Origin of the sequence: Pontibacter coccineus (assembly GCF_030546575.1) — a bacterium.
GTDB classification, from domain to species: domain Bacteria; phylum Bacteroidota; class Bacteroidia; order Cytophagales; family Hymenobacteraceae; genus Pontibacter; species Pontibacter coccineus.
On sequence record NZ_JAUOTN010000001.1, the window covers coordinates 591,767 to 608,612 of the forward strand.

At 52.9% G+C, this 16,846-nt stretch carries 21 protein-coding genes; 2 read left to right on the forward strand and 19 right to left on the reverse strand.

Features of this window, described 5'->3' with window-relative positions; all coding sequences use genetic code 11:
- Positions 1–57: 57 nt before the first annotated feature.
- Positions 58–465, forward strand: coding sequence for a hypothetical protein (locus Q4E40_RS02570; protein ID WP_303409839.1), 408 nt, complete (start codon positions 58–60; stop codon positions 463–465).
- Between the two features lie 20 nt (positions 466–485).
- On the opposite strand, the gene Q4E40_RS02575 is transcribed toward Q4E40_RS02570, so the two are convergent.
- The 14 genes from Q4E40_RS02575 to Q4E40_RS02640 form a co-directional block, all read right to left on the reverse strand.
- The gene (locus Q4E40_RS02575; RefSeq protein WP_303409840.1) at positions 486–4,580 is read right to left on the reverse strand and encodes a hypothetical protein; all 4,095 of its coding nucleotides are present in this window, start codon (positions 4,578–4,580) and stop codon (positions 486–488) included.
- Between the two features lie 3 nt (positions 4,581–4,583).
- Complete coding sequence (locus Q4E40_RS02580) at positions 4,584–4,724, reverse strand: hypothetical protein (protein ID WP_303409841.1); 141 nt, start codon at positions 4,722–4,724, stop codon at positions 4,584–4,586.
- A 38-nt stretch (positions 4,725–4,762) separates the two neighbouring features.
- Entirely contained in the window at positions 4,763–5,287 is a 525-nt protein-coding gene (locus tag Q4E40_RS02585) for a hypothetical protein (RefSeq protein ID WP_303409842.1), read from the reverse strand.
- Between the two features lie 64 nt (positions 5,288–5,351).
- Positions 5,352–5,873, reverse strand: coding sequence for a hypothetical protein (locus Q4E40_RS02590; RefSeq protein WP_303409843.1), 522 nt, complete (start codon positions 5,871–5,873; stop codon positions 5,352–5,354).
- 28 nt (positions 5,874–5,901) lie between these two features.
- On the reverse strand, positions 5,902–6,198 hold the full coding sequence (locus Q4E40_RS02595; protein WP_303409844.1) for a hypothetical protein: 297 nt from the start codon (positions 6,196–6,198) through the stop codon (positions 5,902–5,904).
- A 101-nt stretch (positions 6,199–6,299) separates the two neighbouring features.
- On the reverse strand, positions 6,300–6,731 hold the full coding sequence (locus Q4E40_RS02600) for a hypothetical protein (RefSeq protein ID WP_303409845.1): 432 nt from the start codon (positions 6,729–6,731) through the stop codon (positions 6,300–6,302).
- On the reverse strand, positions 6,722–7,045 hold the full coding sequence (locus Q4E40_RS02605; protein WP_303409847.1) for a hypothetical protein: 324 nt from the start codon (positions 7,043–7,045) through the stop codon (positions 6,722–6,724). The genes Q4E40_RS02600 and Q4E40_RS02605 overlap by 10 nt, the downstream gene beginning before the upstream one ends.
- Positions 7,042–7,506: an HNH endonuclease gene (locus Q4E40_RS02610; RefSeq protein WP_303409849.1), complete on the reverse strand. Its 465-nt coding sequence runs from the start codon at positions 7,504–7,506 to the stop codon at positions 7,042–7,044. Before Q4E40_RS02610 ends, Q4E40_RS02605 begins: the two co-directional genes overlap by 4 nt.
- Positions 7,507–7,510: 4 nt before the next feature.
- Positions 7,511–7,840, reverse strand: coding sequence for a DUF6706 family protein (locus Q4E40_RS02615; protein ID WP_303409850.1), 330 nt, complete (start codon positions 7,838–7,840; stop codon positions 7,511–7,513).
- Between the two features lie 5 nt (positions 7,841–7,845).
- Positions 7,846–8,934 carry a major capsid protein gene (locus Q4E40_RS02620; RefSeq protein WP_303409852.1) on the reverse strand — a complete coding sequence of 363 codons (1,089 nt, stop codon included), beginning with the start codon at positions 8,932–8,934 and terminating at the stop codon, positions 7,846–7,848.
- Positions 8,935–8,942: 8 nt separating this feature from the next.
- Positions 8,943–9,299, reverse strand: a complete 357-nt coding sequence (locus Q4E40_RS02625) for a hypothetical protein (protein ID WP_303409853.1) — start codon at positions 9,297–9,299, stop codon at positions 8,943–8,945.
- A gap of 19 nt (positions 9,300–9,318) precedes the next feature.
- Positions 9,319–9,909 (reverse strand): hypothetical protein, encoded by a 591-nt coding sequence (locus tag Q4E40_RS02630; protein WP_303409854.1) that lies wholly within the window; start codon positions 9,907–9,909, stop codon positions 9,319–9,321.
- Positions 9,910–10,086: 177 nt separating this feature from the next.
- Positions 10,087–10,422 carry a GIY-YIG nuclease family protein gene (locus Q4E40_RS02635; RefSeq protein WP_303409856.1) on the reverse strand — a complete coding sequence of 112 codons (336 nt, stop codon included), beginning with the start codon at positions 10,420–10,422 and terminating at the stop codon, positions 10,087–10,089.
- A 10-nt stretch (positions 10,423–10,432) separates the two neighbouring features.
- Positions 10,433–10,645: a helix-turn-helix domain-containing protein gene (locus tag Q4E40_RS02640; protein WP_303409857.1), complete on the reverse strand. Its 213-nt coding sequence runs from the start codon at positions 10,643–10,645 to the stop codon at positions 10,433–10,435.
- Between the two features lie 117 nt (positions 10,646–10,762).
- Between Q4E40_RS02640 and Q4E40_RS02645 the strand changes: the two genes are divergently transcribed.
- Positions 10,763–12,217 (forward strand): DUF4942 domain-containing protein, encoded by a 1,455-nt coding sequence (locus tag Q4E40_RS02645; protein WP_303409858.1) that lies wholly within the window; start codon positions 10,763–10,765, stop codon positions 12,215–12,217.
- A gap of 14 nt (positions 12,218–12,231) precedes the next feature.
- Here Q4E40_RS02645 and Q4E40_RS02650 read toward each other — a convergent pair whose 3' ends face one another.
- The 5 genes from Q4E40_RS02650 to Q4E40_RS02670 are packed head-to-tail and all read right to left on the reverse strand — an operon-like array spanning position 12,232 to position 16,841.
- Positions 12,232–13,290, reverse strand: coding sequence for a structural protein (locus Q4E40_RS02650; protein ID WP_303409860.1), 1,059 nt, complete (start codon positions 13,288–13,290; stop codon positions 12,232–12,234).
- A complete protein-coding gene (locus tag Q4E40_RS02655) occupies positions 13,283–13,480 on the reverse strand; it encodes a hypothetical protein (RefSeq protein WP_303409861.1) in 198 nt (65 codons plus the stop codon). Before Q4E40_RS02655 ends, Q4E40_RS02650 begins: the two co-directional genes overlap by 8 nt.
- A gap of 15 nt (positions 13,481–13,495) precedes the next feature.
- The gene (locus Q4E40_RS02660; RefSeq protein ID WP_303409863.1) at positions 13,496–14,938 is read right to left on the reverse strand and encodes a phage portal protein; all 1,443 of its coding nucleotides are present in this window, start codon (positions 14,936–14,938) and stop codon (positions 13,496–13,498) included.
- On the reverse strand, positions 14,939–16,474 hold the full coding sequence (locus Q4E40_RS02665; RefSeq protein WP_303409865.1) for a hypothetical protein: 1,536 nt from the start codon (positions 16,472–16,474) through the stop codon (positions 14,939–14,941).
- Positions 16,443–16,841 carry a hypothetical protein gene (locus tag Q4E40_RS02670; RefSeq protein WP_303409866.1) on the reverse strand — a complete coding sequence of 133 codons (399 nt, stop codon included), beginning with the start codon at positions 16,839–16,841 and terminating at the stop codon, positions 16,443–16,445. Before Q4E40_RS02670 ends, Q4E40_RS02665 begins: the two co-directional genes overlap by 32 nt.
- Positions 16,842–16,846 lie beyond the last annotated feature (5 nt).

Here is a 16,846-nt window from a genome sequence, read left to right on the forward strand (position 1 = left end):
TTTCTGAAAGGCTGTACTTTATATAGATTATTGCGTATACTTGGTGAAAAAACACCGATGAAAACCGTAAAGACCACCCTGATCGTCGTGGCTACACTGGTAGTCCTGTACTTGGTATATGACTTTGTGACGGGCACCGCTACCGCTTATCAGCAGGCCACGGCACAAGACAAGGCCCTGCAGCAGGAGGCGGACTTTAAGGCCAGCCTCTCCGCTTTGGGGGAGAACCACAAAGGCAAGGAGGTTATGATTGTCGCATGGTCTGAGGCAGTTCAGAACTACATAGAGGTTCCTGCTTATCAGGTTTATAAAAGCCACAAAACGGGATCCTTCCGGCACGGGGACAAAGTAACCCTGTTAGCCGTAGACCTTTACAACCCAGACGGCATCAACGCCAAAGTGCGAGACGCTGACGGCATGGAGTACCATGTGGACTATCAGCACATTAAAGAGTTAAACCCCTAGGCTAATCCCAGGGCTTAATGCTATCCTCCATTGGCTCTAAGTATCTCGTTCGTGCTGCTCATCTTGTTGTCAATAGAGCGTAAGGACCGCACTTGTTCCCCTTGTGCCTGTACAACTTGGGACAGCTTGTTTACAGAATCCGCCGATGATAGGACGATTTCCCCAAGCTTCTGATCCATCCGCAAATGTACCTGTAGAGATTCGGTCGCTAAACGCGTCTGCTCTTTCAGGCTGAAAGACTGCTGCAGCAAGAAAGAGTTGTCGGTATCCAGGCCCATTTCCTGCCGTTTCATTCCTACCAACTCCGCTAAATGCAGCCTGACAGCGCCGAACTGCCCAGCAAGTAAATCCGCCTGCTGCTCCGTCATGCCGCGAATAGCGCCTGCTAGGCCCGTCTGCCCGGAACTGTCCGCCTCAGGCGCAAAGGATACACCCGTTACTTTTGCCAACTCTTGAAACTTCTCCTCAGCACTCTTGATAATCCGGTCATACTCTGCCCGTAGGGTGGCAATCTCCAGATCCGATAGACTACCCCCGGTTTCGGCATACTCCGCGAAATCGGCGTAGAACTCCTGCAGTTCCTTTTCAAGAGCGTTTCGTTTGAAAGAATTGAGGATGGAACGCTTCATGATCTCCTCAAAATTTTCGGCAAAGTCCGCCGCAGCCGCGTTGCCACGGGCGAACAGTTCCACCAAATCATCGGCCAGGCTCTCAATGGAGGTGCCTGTTACCTCGGCCCGGATGGCATTCAGCGTGTCCTTAAACTGTTCCTGTAGAGCTAATAGGTTCTCCACCATGGCGGCAGTCACCTCGTCCAGTTTCCCCTCGTCTAACAGCTTTCTAAGATCGGCCATGGCCTGCAGGGAAGTGTCGTCATTTTCAAGCGCCTTAATAAGCGGGTCCAGTGTTTGGAGCGGCCCGTTTTTGGCAATCCATTCCCGCACACGCTCCAGCTCAGCAAAGTAGACCCCCTGCCCTTTGTTGAGTTTGGCGATGACCTCGTCTACCCGTTTGTCGCCTGTCAGCAGTAGCACCTCCCCTGTCAATCCTTCCTTGGGGTTGGCCACAGGCCCTGCATCTGCCAGTTGGCCGTATTGCTTTTCCATCTCCAGGCGTATCTGCGTCAGGCTCTTGCGGTACTCCACCAGCCTTTCGGTGCCGTACAGTTCTTTGATCAGGGCTAATTGACGCTCCACGGCGCGGGTTACGCCCTCAATGGCCTTGATCTGCATTTGCTGCTGGTAGCTTTGCTGTGCGTCCTCCCGTGCCCGGCGTTCCTGCTGTGGACGGTTACCAATGTCCACGATGGTCTGCATGATGGAAGTTACTGCTCCGAAGATGCCAAGACCCGCCGTAATGCCGCCTAACAGGTCCTTGTCTGCATTGGCCTTCTTCATAGCGTCCATGCTGTCCTTGATCTGCACCACGTTGCCAATCACATTGGCCGTAGTGCCCAGGATACGGGAAAACTGTTCGTCTACAGTGGAGACAGCGCCCGCCAAATTGCGCATCTCGGCTGAGAGATTAGCCAGGCGTTGCGGGAAGCGGTCCTTCAAACTGTTGCCTGCCTCTTTGAGGTTCTTACGGATCTTGTCAGCGAATTCGGCGGAGATTTTACCACTGGCTACCAGGGCGTTGAGCATCGCCTCAGCGTCCGCTATCACCTCTTTGGCGGCGCTGTCGCTCAGATCCGTGATGCCGTTAAACAGGCGTTTAAAAGCCTCCATTTTGGCCGCATAGCCGTCGTTAACAGAATCGATCTCCTGCTGTTTTCGCTCTCCGAGCACGGCCTTGCGGCGGTTTAGTTCCGCTTCGTTGTCTGGCCCCGCCAGGCTGGACTCCAACAACGCAAGGTCTTTCAGATACTTCTCTTCTACCTTCAGCCGCTCGTCCGCCGCGTTTTTCGTGGCATCCAACAGCCGGGCAAATCCTTTGATGTTTTCATCCAATGCACTGTTGCGGATGCGCTTTTTCTCTTCTTCCTCGTCCTTCAGCAGCTTGATATAGCGCTCCTGGTTCATGTCCGTTAGTTGGTCAGCCGGGATTGCTCTTACCTCGTTGAGTTGCTCCTGGATGACATCCAAATAGGTTTTCGAAAGGTCAATGTCATGCTGGAAACGCTCCGTTGCGGCCTTTTCGCCATACTCCTTTTTAAACGCTTCGTGTTGTATATACAGTTGCTTTTGTTGTTCCAGTGATATATTCAGCTTTTCCGTTTCCTGGGAATAACGCAGGTCGTTGATCGCTTTCTCCTGCATGGGCTCCAATAGTGCCACGTCAATGGCAACCGCCCCCTTGCTTTTGTTGAACTCGTTTATCTCGGATTTCAGGCGCTTGAACTTATCCAGAATAGCCTGTTCCTCTGCCTTTTCGCGGGTCATGCCCTTACGCCCGTACTCTTCCTCTAGCCCCTGCAATTGCCTTAAGAGGGCTTCCCGCTGCCGGATCATCCGCTCCGCGTCGGCACTGGCTTTTTTGTCCCGGTTCTTGTCAGACTTGCCGAGTATCTTATCGATCTCCTTTTGGATCTCTTCCGCTTCCTTGAGCAGGTTGGCCCGGTTTTTCTTATCCTCTGAGGTGGTGGGGATGATCTCCATGGCCTTGGTGCGCAAAGACTCCGCCTTGGCTTGCAGCTCAGCTACGGACAGGATATTTCTGGATATGCGTTCGTTGTTGGCCAGCGTCACCGTCTGTTTTTGGTACACACTCAGCACGTTGTTCACGGCCTGCAGTTCCTCTCTCAGGGCAACGTCCTGCCGCATGATCCGGTCCGCTTTCTCGTTGTAGAGTGCGTCATACTTCAGGCCCTTAAACTTGGCGTCCAGTTCCAGGCGCTTCTTCTCTAATTTATCCCTTTCCTTTTTAAGCTCCGCAACACCGTTGTTGAGCTGGTCAGATGACATCTTGGTGGCCTCCCCGAATGACTTGACGATCGTGCCGGTGATCTCCGTTATTTTGTCGGTGTTGAGTGCGCCGGGGTCCAGTGCCGTGCGGAAGAAGCCCGCAATCTCCGTTTTCAGGTTTGCCCACACAGTTGCAGCGCCTCCCGATTTTTCAGACAGGGTATCCACCGCTTTACCGCTTCGCGCCATCTCCCGTTCGATGATGTTACCCACGGCCTGCGCAAAGTCGCCTGTTTTCTGGAACTCCTGTTGTATCTCCTGCGAAGAAAGATTGAGGTTGTCCAGGATAGGCAATGACTTACGACCGATGCCTGTGATCAGGGACTCCACCATGTAGTCGATGTCCTGTCCGGTGTCCTTGGCTTTCTGTTGAGCGAATGCCAGACCCTTCCCGAGCGTGTCCATGGGTATTTTGAAGTCGGAGGCCTTGACAGCTGTTTTCATCAGCGTCAGGTCATCTACGGTGCCCCTGGTCGCGGCTCTCAGGTTATCCAATAGGCCCGGCTGTCCGAGTCTTGAAAAGGCCAATTCAATACCCTCTGCTTTGGCTGCTATATTGAACAGTTCTTTGCCCCATGCGATCAGCTGCGTTACGCCAAAGGCCACCCCAAAGACAGATGCAATGCCCAGTAAGCCGCCTTTGAACTTCTCCAGCAAGCCGGTGTTCGCCTGTATCTGGTTTCCCATGGCATCGAAACCAGAACGCCCGGCGTTTTTCAGGCGGTTTATCTCCTTGTTGGTTTCCTCCAGCTTCTTGTTGTACTTGATAATGTTCTGCTCAGAGGTGGCTTTGCTGATCGCGTCCTGGTAGAGTTTGGCGGCTTTCTCCAATTTCCCCAGAACACTCAACTGCTCTTTTAGCGGGCGCCCCATGGCGTCGAACCCTTTGGACCCGATGCTGCCGATCTGCTTAATTGTTTGTTCGATCTTGCGGATCTCGCCGTTGTACTTGGCGATAACGGCAGGGTCGGTAGACTTCGCCACAATGGCCCGGTAACTGTCCATTTGAATCTGAAGCTGCAGGACAGACTTCTGCAGCGCCTGATTCTGTCTGACTTGCTCCTTTTGCCCTTGTATGCCCGCCTCAGCAGCCTTTTGCTGTTCCTGTGCCAGCTTCATTGTTTTGGCTACCATCCTATCCAGCGCCTTTTCGAAGTCGTTGGATTCGATGACCGCCTCAAAACTCAGGGGTGCCCCGTTTACTGTTGCCATGTGTTAGTAGCCAAATAGTTGTCTTAGTTTCTTTTCCTCGTCCTCCTCGCGTACCGTCTCCTCTTTCTTTCCCCCCTCCTTCTCGTAGGTGGGGAGAGTAGCCAGTAGCAGGGTCAGGTCCACCCAGGAGAGTTCCCAGCGCACGTAGTCGAGCGACCAGCCGAAGTACTTGCAGACGCCCCCTAGGACGCCCCAGGGGCTATTGTCTCCCCTGTATCCGATGGGCTCACCTTGCTCTGGCTCACCACGTCGAGGCCCCGGATCAAGATGATAGAATGCAGAAAATTTGAGATGTTCACCCGCTTGAGGATCAGCAGGCACGCGGCCAGTAATTCCTCGTCGGTGAACTGCCAGCGGATCTCCTCCAAAAAGGACTTGCTGGGTTCCTGCCGGGTGTTGGTCAGGCCCACGGCCACTACGTACACCACTTTGTCCAGGTGGTTCACGAGAAGGCCGTAGATCTGCCCCTGCTGGTTCTCCGTGCCCAGGATGACCGAGGCCTCGGGGATGTCGAGGACGGCTTTGCTGATGCGGTAGGCGTTGCCCACTTTCAGCCGCGTCAGCTCGTAGGTGCGTTCGCTTTTGCACCATCCCCGCTTTTGGAGAAAGGCGTGTATCTTATTGACGGGCCGGAGGGGGACGGTGATGACATCGGGTGTGTCCGTCACCGCGTCCACGACTTCCCGTAGGTTTTCTTGCTCTGTCATAGGTTATAAAAAAGGCTCTCTCCAATAACCGAAGAGAGCCTTTCTAGTGTAAGGGTGAGAGAGGTTAGGCGGCTGTGCCGTAGTTGATCACCAGGGCTTTTGTGCCTGCTTTCGTCGGCTCCAGCACGGTGCCGGTCATCTCCAGCTTGCCCAGCTGGTTTTTGTCGAAGTTCATCGTCGCCTTAGCGGAGAGCGATACGCGGGCCATGTCGATGGTCATGCCGGATTTGGTGGTTACTTTTACCGAGCGCTCGATGCTTGGGCGTGAGGTCGGGGCCGTCCACACCTGGTTCGGTGCTACGCCGGTGATCGTGCCGCCGAAGGCCGCCACCATCGCTTCCGGGGAAACGTTGTAAGTGTGGAAGGCGATCGTCCACTTGCCCGGCTCACTCACCAGCTGCATGATCGGGGCGTCTGACTCCTCGATGCCGATGTCCTCCGTGGAAGGTTCGGTTGTTTCGAGCACTGCCGTTCCCAGAACGGTATAGCCGAACTCCTCAGAAAGGGAAGTAGACATGCCGCCGTCTGCCTCGATTGGGCCGGACTGGATAGAGGTAAGGCCGAAGGATACTTTTTTGTCTGCCATGGTTTTGTTTAAAACTTAGTTTGAAATTTTAGTTGAGATTGATTGCCCGGAACTCCACCCGGATATTGACATAGTGCGAGCCCGCCCCGTCGGGGAATACAGTGTCCTGCTGCACGTTGAACTGGTAGCCCGGCCCCCACACCTCCTCGATAAGATCCGAAGCTATCGTGGTCAGCTCTTTCAATCGTTTGGCGTTGGGCTGCGTCGTGTCCGTGCCCAGTTTTAAGTTAGGGACATGGAGGTTGACGTTGAGCACCGTGCGCTGCAGCTGCTCCCGGTTCATGGGCAGGGCGTTGAGCACCACGTCCTCCCGCTGGCTGTTCAAGGGCCGCGCGTAGCGACACAAGAGGCCGTTGGGCTTCGAGGCGTGGGTCATCAGTGTCCCCTGCAGGTAAGCGTACAAAAGGTCTAGGGCGTCGGTACTGGTCATAGGTTACTGGCTAGTGCCTTAAGGGCTTTTCGCAAATCGTCCTCCGCTGTGATGGAAGAGGACGTGATCACATCTTTGCCCGTGCTTTCCACATACCCGGCATACTCCATGCCCGCAACACAAATCAGGATATAGCCAGAAGGATACTTTTGGGCCACGTCGGCGGCAAAGTTCTCCCCGGCCTGCTGTCCCTCCCCGGAGCCCGGGAAGTCGCGTTGCACCGTTTCCCCGTTATGGAGAATCAGGTAGCCGATAGAGGCGCGCAGGTTGCCCGTCTGGTCCTGGTAGTCCCCGTTGTTGCGGGCGTTCCTGACAAAGGCCTCCCCCGTCAGGATCAAGCGGTTCAGGATACCCTGATCAATGCCTTGCATCTGCTGTTCCAATGCCGCCCGCAGGGAGTCGCGGGTGAACTTTGAGATTATACCCACAGCCTGCAGTTTAACTGGCCCGGATGGAAGTTCTTCACCTGCTCCTCTGCCAGCAACTCTCCCCCGGCGAAGATTTTCACCTCTGTCCCGTAGGGAATGGAAGCGGTGCCTTTTGGGAGATAGACCGTGAACCGGAAGGAAACCTGCGCCCCGTCCGCCGTCTTCACCAGCTCGCCTTTGCTGTTGGCCTCCGCCCTGCATTTGATCACTTCAAGAGAGCCGGGTTCCCCCGGTTCCCAGTACCCTTCGCCGTCCTGGTAGGCAGGCGTTCCCTCGGCAATGTATTGCAAGGTGTGGGGATGTTGCTTAATCATACAATATTCAGGTTTGCATATTCTCCATGTAACTCTCTCGCCACATCGTTGTAGGCAAGGGCTGCTGCTTCAGCAGTTGGATATAAGCCAAGATGCCTTCTTTGACCTCCGGTAAATATTTGAGCCCTATATTTATCATTGTGTTTACTAACACCACGATACTTTATAGCACCAAATGTTCTAGAGTTGAAAGCGTTCTGCGCCTTTGTGCAAACCCTCAGATTGTCTCTTTGGCAATTGAGTCCGTTGCGGTCAATGTGATCGACATACTCACCTTTCTGGGTTCCCATGATTTGCTTGTGCATATAGATTTTGGTTTTTAAGGGCCCGGTTCTTATGCTTCTTACTGCATAATGAGTATTGGTCCCCTTCAAAGTATGCCATCTATATTTGTTTAGCTCTTCAAAGTCAGCATCATTAACTAATGCCTTAAACCCACGTGTTAGTTGTATCTCTTTCATTGCTTTACCATGGGGAGACACCGCGCACGGTGGGCTTGGGGTTGAGGATCTGCAGGATGTCGGTCAGCTGGTGCCGGGTGGCCAGGTAAAGAAGCCTTGCCTGGACTTTGCGGAGAAAGTCCGGGTGGCTGAGTCCGTAACCGCCTTCCTGCACGTCCACCTGGGTATAGGCCACGTAGAGCAGTTCCACCGCCGCCAGGTCCACCGCCTTGGATTGCTCCTTGGTGTAGGTTTCCGTTCCTGTGAGGCTTTGGTCTGCCAGGGCTTTGCCGATGGCGTGGTCAGAGAAGGGGATGGAGTCGAGCACCCCTAGCAAGGCTTCCTGGTTGGTCATCTAGCTTAGAATCCGGCTACAGTGGAAAGCAGGTACGTGCCCTCGATGGCCTCGAAGCCCGGGAAGGCGTTCAACTCCACTTTGGTGTATTCCGCGAACGGATCGTTTTCCTGCCACTTGCTTATCAGGGCCTTGTTGTAAGAGGCGTAAGAAACGCCCGCTACTTTCTGCAGGTCCTCAATCGCGTAAGCGTGGTGGATGCGACCCAGCGGGCCAGCAGGGATGAAGGAAACGTTGTTGTCGTTGAAGGGACGCTGCGCTGAGATCACACCGTCTTTCTCGATGCCCACCACTTCGTTCACGATCTCGATCACCGGCAGCAGGTTGTCCTCCAGGTAGTTGTTCACCTTGTCGAGTGTTACCACCGTCAGTTGACCCTTGGCAATAGAGAAGTAAGCTGTTAAGCTATCGATCACTTCTTTTGCCTTGGAGAACTTCAACCAGGCGTTGCGGCTCATCAGGATCTTGGAGAAAGAGCGGCCTTCAGAGAAAGCGGCTTCCACCACGTTGTTGATGTCCGTGATTGGTGTAGCGGTGGCTGATGTTGCCCAGCTTACGGCGGCGTTCTTCTTGTTGGCTGAAGGCATCCCCAGATCAAGGGCTACCGAGTTCACAAAACCGTCCGGGTTGTTGTCCACCGTGATGGTGATCTGGCCCGTAGAAACAGCCTCCAAGCACAGGTAATCCAAACGCTTGTGAGCGCTCTCTCCGGCTTTCTTGGTGTCGTTGAAGAGCAGGTCCATCAGCTGATTCTTCTTCGCCTGGTCGTCCACGTTCAGCTGCTGGAGCATGTAGAAATCGCGGTAGTCCTGCTCGCTCATTTTGAACTTCTCGCTGATCGCTGGGATCTCGCCAGAAAGTTTTGCCAAAGCGGCACGGCTTCTCAAAGGAGCCGAAGAGTTACGGGAGATGATCGAAGCAGCCGCTTCGATTCTTGAAGCACCCAGTACAGATGTATAGGTCAGGGAAGTCTGGCTGGTGCCGAAGTTAAAGTACTTCTGGTACCACGTAGGGGCAAAGCGGTCTTTGCTCTGGTCTACGACAGCCTGCAGTTTGTCGGCATACGCGCCGAAAATGGATTTATGTCTTGACATGGCCTACGTTAGAATGATTGTGAGAAAGTGATTTTCGGCAGCTTGGCGATGATGGCCGCTGTCTTGCTCGGGGCGTGAGAGATACGGCGGGCGTAAACAGTGCCTGCCAGTACCACGCTTACCTGCGCGTTGGCCTCCACTACTACATCCTCGTACAGCAGGCCCGTTGGCACGTCTGTATCGGCATCCACGACAGTTGCCTTCCGGGTGGCTTCATCTACGATGATAGCCGTGCCAGCCGCCAGGACAGAACCAGCCGTCAGGCCGGTGGCGTCAAGCGATGCGCCGCCCTGCAGTACCTCTGCTACCTTCTGGTAGACAGGCACCCCGGCGGATACGCTTGTTTTAATAGGTGCTAATCCCATGTTTTTTGAGTTGAGTTTTTTATGATTTGCTTTGTTCTGCCCACTGCGCGATGTCCGCGTCAATGGCACTGCTGTTCACCGTTCCCAAGGGAATGTTGCCCGCGCCAGCGTTGGCGTTGATCAGCTCCTGCTTGAGGGCGGTGTAATCGGTTTTGATGGACTCCGCAAACGTATCCAGCTCGTCGGCGCTCTCAGGCAGGGCAATGCGGCTGTAGAAGGTCTCGGGCACATCCTTGAGCTTCTCTTTGAGTTGCTGTTGGATGGTGCTTTTTGTCTTCTCTGCCTTGAGGCTGTTCACCTCCTGCATCAATGCCTTTGCCCACTCAGGCGTGTCGTCTGTCTTGGGTTGGGGGGTCGGCTGGGGCTGTGGCTCCGGGGCCTTCTGATTGGCCAGCAGGGTGCGCACACGGTCGTCTTCCCTGGCAATGTCTGCGAAGGGCATGAAGTCGTTGGCGTTGCTGAGTACCTGATCAATGGCCGCGTCATCCGCGTCATCAGCTGGTTTCTGGGATAGTCTTGCCGCTAGTTCGTCAAGCCTTTGTTTGGATAAGTTGACGCCTGAGAAATTGCTTCTGAGTCGTTCCTTGATCCGCTCTGGTGCTACTGCCATAAAAAGTTATATGGTGCGTTGGTTGGAAGACTAAATTTACCGCTTTCAATAGGTTTAATCTAATCTTTAACCGCCTGTAGGATACCCGTTTAGAAGGGGGAAAGCAGTTGTGTTTATCCTGTGTTAGGATAAGGTAAAAAAGAAGCCCGAACGGGTGGGTTCGGGCGGGGTGGGTGCTTAGTAGCCTCTTGTTTTGTGCTTTCCTCTTTTGTTAATATCTCCTGTGTTGAGCAGGTCACATTCCCTGTAGACCTCCGCATAAAAGGCTTCCCAGTATTTCCGATCTTCTGCAGGCACTTCGCCTATGACGTTCATTATTGGTAAGTCGCCTTGCTCTAAAAGTTCAATTATCCAATACTCCTTTATTGAGATACGGGGCATTTTGTAAAGATGCTTTGTCCGGGCTTCGCTTACATGGCTAGACAATCTTGTCTTTGGAGCCTTAGAATAGCCCACATAACGGGGCTCTTTCGTTCGGGGGTCTACTAGTTCATAAATGAAAGTCGTTTTCATAGGGATGCGCTTATTGAGAGCTGTTGTCTTTCTTGAGCAGTAGCGGTTCAGCTATGGTTCTTTTCAGTGCCTCCGCTATTTTGGAGAGCGTGTCAAATCCGATATTCCGCTTTCCCCTCTCAATTTCGCTAATAACGCTCTTGGTGGTGCTCACTTTTTTAGCCAGTTCTTCCTGTGTGAGTCCCTCTTCTTTGCGGGCTTGTTTTATTTGTTGTCCTAGCATTCTCAAATCCATTTAGCAAAGGTAGATAATTCGCTTATCTGCGAATAAATATACTAAATTATTTTGATATTGTTCGCTTATTTGCGAACTTTAAAGAAATAATTAAAGCCTTTAGCCATGTTTCACGAAGAGTTCTACCCCACCCCCGCGCACGTAATCGAGAAGATGATAGACCCGATCCGCAACAAGCTTGTCGGCAAGTCTATACTAGAGCCCTCAGCAGGCAAAGGAGATATACTGGATTATCTGGTCAGCTCCAACCGCGTATCCAAAAAGCGGCTGTATGCCATTGAGCAAAGCCAGGAGCTGCAGTTCGTGTTGCAGAAGAAAGAATACAAGGTGATCGACTCCGATTTCCTGCAGTACAAGGGGGATTATCATTTTGACTTCATCATCGGCAACCCGCCTTTCTCTAATGGTGATGCACATTTATTGAAGGCGTGGGAGATACTCGAAAGCGGGCACATCGTTTTCCTGCTGAATGCCGAAACCATCCTGAACCCTTTTACGAAGACACGTCAACTGCTGAAAAAGCTAATAGAAGACCACGGATCTTTTGAGGTACTCGGCAATGTGTTTCAGGCAGCCGAACGCAAGACGGGCGTGAATGTGGCGCTGGTAAGACTGGAGAAGAAGACCGTCAGCCGCTTTGAATTTGACCTTAACAACAAGGGGACGGAGAAGGCGTTCAGCTTTGACGAAGAATCGATCAAGAACCCGATTGCCCGACAGGACGCGGTGGGCAATCTGCTGATTCAGTACGACAACCTGAAAGAATCTTACACCGAATACCTAAAGGCAAGGGAGAAGCTGAAATTCTACTCGCAAGGGCTGTTTGAAGGCACAAACACGATTGAGCGCACCATCGACGGGATACAGGGCGAAAACAGCGCCGATCGATACAACGCCTTCTGCGACGATAGCAAGATGGTCGTATGGCGTATGATTATCCAAAAGCTAGGCATTGAACGCTACATGACCAAATCAGTACAGGAGAATTTCAGCAAGTTCACACAATCGCAGGGGGCGCTGAACCTGAACAAGGAGAATATTCAGCAGCTCGTGAATATGCTGTTGGAGAACGGCAACAACATACTAGAACAGGCTGTGATCGATGTATTTGATCTGTTCACCAGCTACTTTAAGGAAAACCGCCTGCATGTGGAGGGCTGGAAGACCAATGACCGTTGGAAGGTAAACAAGAAAGTAATACTTCCTAACTTTGTTTCGTCTGCCTGGTCTGCCTACTACAGCACAAGTCACTATCGATATAGCCAGTATGGGGACATCGATAAGGTGATGTGCTACCTGTCCGGCAAACGCTATGAAGACCTGGGAGAGGGCGCTTTAGACAGGTCTATCCACAATGTAAAAGTAGGGGACTCGGGGTTGTATGAATCGGAGTTCTTTTACTTCCGTTGCTACAAGAAAGGAACACTGCATATCACATTTAAAAGTGATTTCCTGTGGCAGGAGTTCAACATGCGGGCCACGGCGGGAAAGCAGTGGCTCCCTGAATCAGAGCGCAAAGCCTGGCAGGAATCAAAGCAACAGTACAAGATGATCGCCTAACAGAAAAGCCCGTCCTAGTTGGATGGGCTTTTTGCTTTCGTATACTTAGGATTATCTTTCACCCAATACGGTGTGGACTGATACCCCTCAATGGTTTGTTTCTGGCTTTCATAGTAGCTCCTGAACCCTTCGTGTGGCTCTCTTACCACATCCTCGAATTTAAAGCCTTTCTCCTCTCCCCTCAGCAGTGCCTTTTCGTACTCGTTGTACTGTTCGGCGGTGGGCAGGATCGGTACGGCAAAACAAAGACAATTCGGATGCCATGAAGTAAACTTAAATTCTTTCGGATACACTCCTTTTAGACTATCGCATATGTCCGGACGAGGGTGCGAGTTAGATAGTTTTACCTCAAATCCTAAGATAAAATCTGTCTTCTTCCATCGTTCGTGATCCGCTGCCCTATACGCCATGTTGGTTTCTGTCCGGGCTACCCGCAAAGCGTTCTTGTAGCTTGATCGGTACACCCCCTGCCCCGGCTTGTACTCCTGGGCGGCTTTACTTAACTGAAGATTGCCTTCCGCGTCGCGTACCCTACGAAACAGCTTGTCCGGTTCTTTGAGGTACTGCTTCATTTCGGTCGCCATCTTGGCCGCTGGCTTACCCTCCGATATTCCCAAGTACAGCCCCTGCTCTAACTCTCCCCGGAACTGCTTGACGTTGTTCCACACCCGGTCCGATAAGGTGAGCCCGTTGGTCTTGCGCTTGAGGAACGCATCCATCGCGCCCTTGTTGGGGTTGAAGATGGCCTGTTTGAGCGGGGTGGGGATCGCCTTCCCCCTATAGCGTTGGTCGATCAGCGCCCCGAACTTCTGCAAGGATAACTCCCACTGGCTTTGGATGCCGTTCACCACCATGCCCTCGATGCCCGCCTGCAGCTTGAGCAGTTCCCGTTCCAGGATGGTTTCGAGCGCAGGGTAGTCGGTGATGCGGAACGTGTCGCGGCGTGCCTGGAGCCCTGTGGCGGCTTTGAACACGTTGACGATCGTTTCCCCGTAGGCAAGGGCGATACGCTTCTGGAGGGCCTGCAATTGCCTTAGATGCTCCTTCTCGAATTGTGTGTTGATGTCAGCCACTTAGCTTGTCGTTTCGGGAGGCTTTACCGGCTACCCATTGGTTGTACTCTTCTTGTAGCTCTTTCACTACGTCCTCTGTCAATCCTCCCAAACGCTGGAGCAGGAACGCCTTTCTGATGACGCCCTGCTTCCACTCGTTGGGCTGTTCGTCGTACCAGCCGAAGATGAGCAATTGCAACTGTTTGTCCATCCCCGTCAGTACGTGTTAGGAGAGGCGCAGTTCGTTGGCTTCTTCCTGCTTTTGGATCAGCTTCAGTTCGTCCTCCACGTTCTCCACCAGTGGGTTGTGCTCCACGGCGGTCTGCTGGCTCATAACGGCTTTCTCTCCGGTGGCCCTCAGGAGGTTGTCGATCTGCTTGCCTTGCAGTTCGGTTTTCTCGACTTCATTGTCCGGCATGAACAAGGCAAACTCCGGCACGATATTGAGACCCTGCACTTTCTCCATGTCCACGTTAATCTTGGCAGCGGCGGCTTTCAGGAGGTTGATGCGGCGCTGGATACACTCCCCGTAGTAGTCGTCCTGCTTGTCCTTTGCTTTGCCGTGGGCGTCCAGGAACATCAGTTTAATGGCGATCCCGGACAACTGGCCCAGGCCTTTCATTTCCTTAAAGGTGATGTTGGGGGTCTGGGTGATGGTGTAGATGATGTCAAACAGGTTCTCAATCTCCAGCTTGATGGATTCCGGGGCGTTGTCCCAGGTGATGTACTTGAGGTCTCCCCCTTCCTCTACTTCAAACACCTTTCCCCGTTCGCCTTTGGTGGCCATGCCCGCTACCTTGCCTTTGGATACGAGGATTGGGGAACCGTTGTAGTCGTTGGTATCGGCATGGTTGGATAGCAGCGTTTCCAGACGCTCAATAGCCCATTGCACGTCCTGCCATTCGGTGCGGGTCTGCGAGTAGTAGACGATGGGGAGCTTGCCTAATACATTCGACTTGGAGTCTTCTGGGACCAGTGCCCAGGAGGATTCGCCTTTGCTGTAGCGGTTGATCTGTTCGGCGGTGTAGAGGTCCAGCATTTCTACTTCCTTTTCCCCTTCCTTGAGGAAGTACCCCCGGCCGAAGGCGATCATGTCGCCGTACTTGTCATAGACCGGGTAGAACGTGTTCCCCTCCGAAGGCTTGAGGATGTTGAGCCTTAGCTTCAATTTACTGTTCTTGTTGCCCAGCTCCCCCCAATAGCCTTCTTCCGCTTCCACGAACGACCACAGTTCGACCACTTCCTTTTCGGCCATCATGGTCTTGGCGATGGGGCGGTTCTTGAAGTTAAGTTTGGCGTCCTGCCAGATCTTCTCCACCATCAGCTGCAGCTTCTCCTCCTGTGGATTATTGGGCTTGCAATGCAGGGTCACGGGCTGTCCGGTCAGGAAGGTGGCGGCGCGGCCGACTATCAGCTTTTGAAGGGCCACGGGGATACGGGCCACTTCCTCTAAAGAAGTCTGCATTTCATCACTGCCATCGTCATTCTTCCTGCCTGTCGGCTTGCTAATTTGCTTTTTGGGACGTTTCCCAGTGTCTAATACAGCGTGTGTCTCGGGCTGGTACTGTTCGAGGGCTTCCTTCTGGTTGAGTTCGCGCTGGTTCTTCTGAATGGCCTTTACCAGGTCTGCCGGTGATCCTAATAGGGTCTTGAGTTCTTCTAGTTCCATTTATTGAAAGGATGAAAGTATGTTAAGGTTGTTGGTTTTAGGCTTGAAAGGCATAAAGGTGTTGGCCAGGGAGTCAAACTTATCCGTGGACCGCTTTAGTCTTTTGATGATGTCTTCTTTCTTTTCGATGATAATCTTACCATTGCTTTGAAACTTCCACTTGATTTCAGTGGCTTCTTCCATAAACTCTGTGTCAGGAGGCAAGGCGGCCCCGGTGTTGTTCTTTGGGTCCAGCCATTCGCGCACAGCCCAAAACAGATAGGCCCGCATGTTGGCAAACAGGTACTGCCCTGTTGAATCGGTTAAGTCGTGCCCCCTGTAGTCTTTGGCGGACTCTGAGTATTTACAGCTTAGAGCCTTACGCCCCATGCCTTGTTCTTCCAACCGAGACCAGACCCCCGCCCCCTCTCCTATGGTGTCAATAAAAGCCAGTGCATCGGCTGCTGACAGGTCGGCTTTCACTTTTCCGGCTATCTCCATATGGTTGGCCTTGCCCCCTGAGTTGTGCTGCCAGAACTTATCCACGTAATCGGAGTAGCGGTAGCAGAATACAGAGCTGTCGCGCCCCATGCCGGCCACGTCTACGCCTAACCTTAAGCCGGTTTTGTTTTTCGGCTTGCTTTGCTGTTCCCTCCATCGCTTGTTGGCCGCCTCAATCCAGACAGCCGGAATCAGGGTATCTTCTGATACTTTCGGGAACAAGCCCAACACCTTCACCCGAAATAGGTCATTGGGACGATACCAGCGCCCCTCAAATTCAAAGTCGTTCTCTTCTGTTGTGACTTCTTCGGGCGAGATAGGCATGGCCCATTCCTTCACTTTATCCACCACCCACTCGTAGTCCACCTGCCCAGGGATCACCTCCCGTTTTTCTTTCACGTTCACAGCGTTCAGGCTGTTGAGCTGGAAACGGTGCCATCTGTCGGACTTCTGGCTTCTGGCCGCATAGCCTACAGGCGTGTTGGGATTGAACACAATCAGGATGCGGCTATTGCCCTGCAGGTTGCCCTCGATCGCGTTAAAGACTGTTTCAGGCAGGCCGGAGGCTTCTGTCACGACAAACATCGTGTTGGCCGCGTGAAAGCCCGACCATGCCTCGTGGTTGTGCTCGTCTGCCTTAAAGCCCGTCAGAAACCATTCGTCTGAGCCTGTTCTGATGTCATGCCCGGTGATCCTGCCGGGAAGATCCACGCCCCTCTTTTTGGCACGATAGAACAGCCTCGACACCTCCGGCACCATGATGTTCTTTACCTGCCTGTCTGTCGGGGCGGTCATGGCCACCTTGGTGTTGGCGACCATCTCGCCCTGTGTGTTCCATCTAGGGGTCAGGTAAAGGAAACACAAACAGGCCACGGCGGAAATAAAGTCTTTCCCCCTCGCTGTCCCGGAGGCAACGGAGGTCATCTTGTTCACCTGCACCGAGCGAAGGATAGCCTGCTGCTCTTCGTCCAGGGTCACCCCTAAGACCTCTTTGGCAAACAGGCACCAGTCCGAGCGGTACTCGTTAATCCGCTTTTTCGCTTGTTCCACTTTCATCTGTAGAAGATTCTGCTAGTAGATCATAAAAGGTTTTACCCCCTGTCCCATCGTCTACTTCTTTGCGCTCGACATATCCTCGCTTCTTACCCTTAGTCTTTAGGTAGAACTCAACAGCTTTTTGCCTTACCCGCTCGTCTTTAGACCGGAGCAATGTGTGGAGCCCATCTTCTGCAACGTCTAGGTTTTCGGCTTCAATATCTTCCAGTATTTCCGGTCGTTTCTCTGCCCGCTGCTTTACAGCTTGCCGACTATACTCCACATCAAATTTCTTTTTAATGGCTTTGGCCGTACGCGCAAATATGCCAGCATTCTCACGTAGGATTGCCCAAAACTCCTTATCCGTTATTTTCCGTACTTTTGCCATATCGT

Coding starts and splice junctions, on each gene's coding strand:
- Q4E40_RS02570 (WP_303409839.1), top strand. CDS start 58: ATGAAAACCGTAAAGACCACCCTGATCGTCGTGGCTACACTGGTAGTC.
- Q4E40_RS02575 (WP_303409840.1), bottom strand. CDS start 4,580: ATGGCAACAGTAAACGGGGCACCCCTGAGTTTTGAGGCGGTCATCGAA.
- Q4E40_RS02585 (WP_303409842.1), bottom strand. CDS start 5,287: ATGACAGAGCAAGAAAACCTACGGGAAGTCGTGGACGCGGTGACGGAC.
- Q4E40_RS02590 (WP_303409843.1), bottom strand. CDS start 5,873: ATGGCAGACAAAAAAGTATCCTTCGGCCTTACCTCTATCCAGTCCGGC.
- Q4E40_RS02605 (WP_303409847.1), bottom strand. CDS start 7,045: ATGATTAAGCAACATCCCCACACCTTGCAATACATTGCCGAGGGAACG.
- Q4E40_RS02610 (WP_303409849.1), bottom strand. CDS start 7,506: ATGAAAGAGATACAACTAACACGTGGGTTTAAGGCATTAGTTAATGAT.
- Q4E40_RS02615 (WP_303409850.1), bottom strand. CDS start 7,840: ATGACCAACCAGGAAGCCTTGCTAGGGGTGCTCGACTCCATCCCCTTC.
- Q4E40_RS02620 (WP_303409852.1), bottom strand. CDS start 8,934: ATGTCAAGACATAAATCCATTTTCGGCGCGTATGCCGACAAACTGCAG.
- Q4E40_RS02625 (WP_303409853.1), bottom strand. CDS start 9,299: ATGGGATTAGCACCTATTAAAACAAGCGTATCCGCCGGGGTGCCTGTC.
- Q4E40_RS02630 (WP_303409854.1), bottom strand. CDS start 9,909: ATGGCAGTAGCACCAGAGCGGATCAAGGAACGACTCAGAAGCAATTTC.
- Q4E40_RS02635 (WP_303409856.1), bottom strand. CDS start 10,422: ATGAAAACGACTTTCATTTATGAACTAGTAGACCCCCGAACGAAAGAG.
- Q4E40_RS02640 (WP_303409857.1), bottom strand. CDS start 10,645: ATGCTAGGACAACAAATAAAACAAGCCCGCAAAGAAGAGGGACTCACA.
- Q4E40_RS02645 (WP_303409858.1), top strand. CDS start 10,763: ATGTTTCACGAAGAGTTCTACCCCACCCCCGCGCACGTAATCGAGAAG.
- Q4E40_RS02655 (WP_303409861.1), bottom strand. CDS start 13,480: ATGGACAAACAGTTGCAATTGCTCATCTTCGGCTGGTACGACGAACAG.
- Q4E40_RS02660 (WP_303409863.1), bottom strand. CDS start 14,938: ATGGAACTAGAAGAACTCAAGACCCTATTAGGATCACCGGCAGACCTG.
- Q4E40_RS02665 (WP_303409865.1), bottom strand. CDS start 16,474: ATGAAAGTGGAACAAGCGAAAAAGCGGATTAACGAGTACCGCTCGGAC.
- Q4E40_RS02670 (WP_303409866.1), bottom strand. CDS start 16,841: ATGGCAAAAGTACGGAAAATAACGGATAAGGAGTTTTGGGCAATCCTA.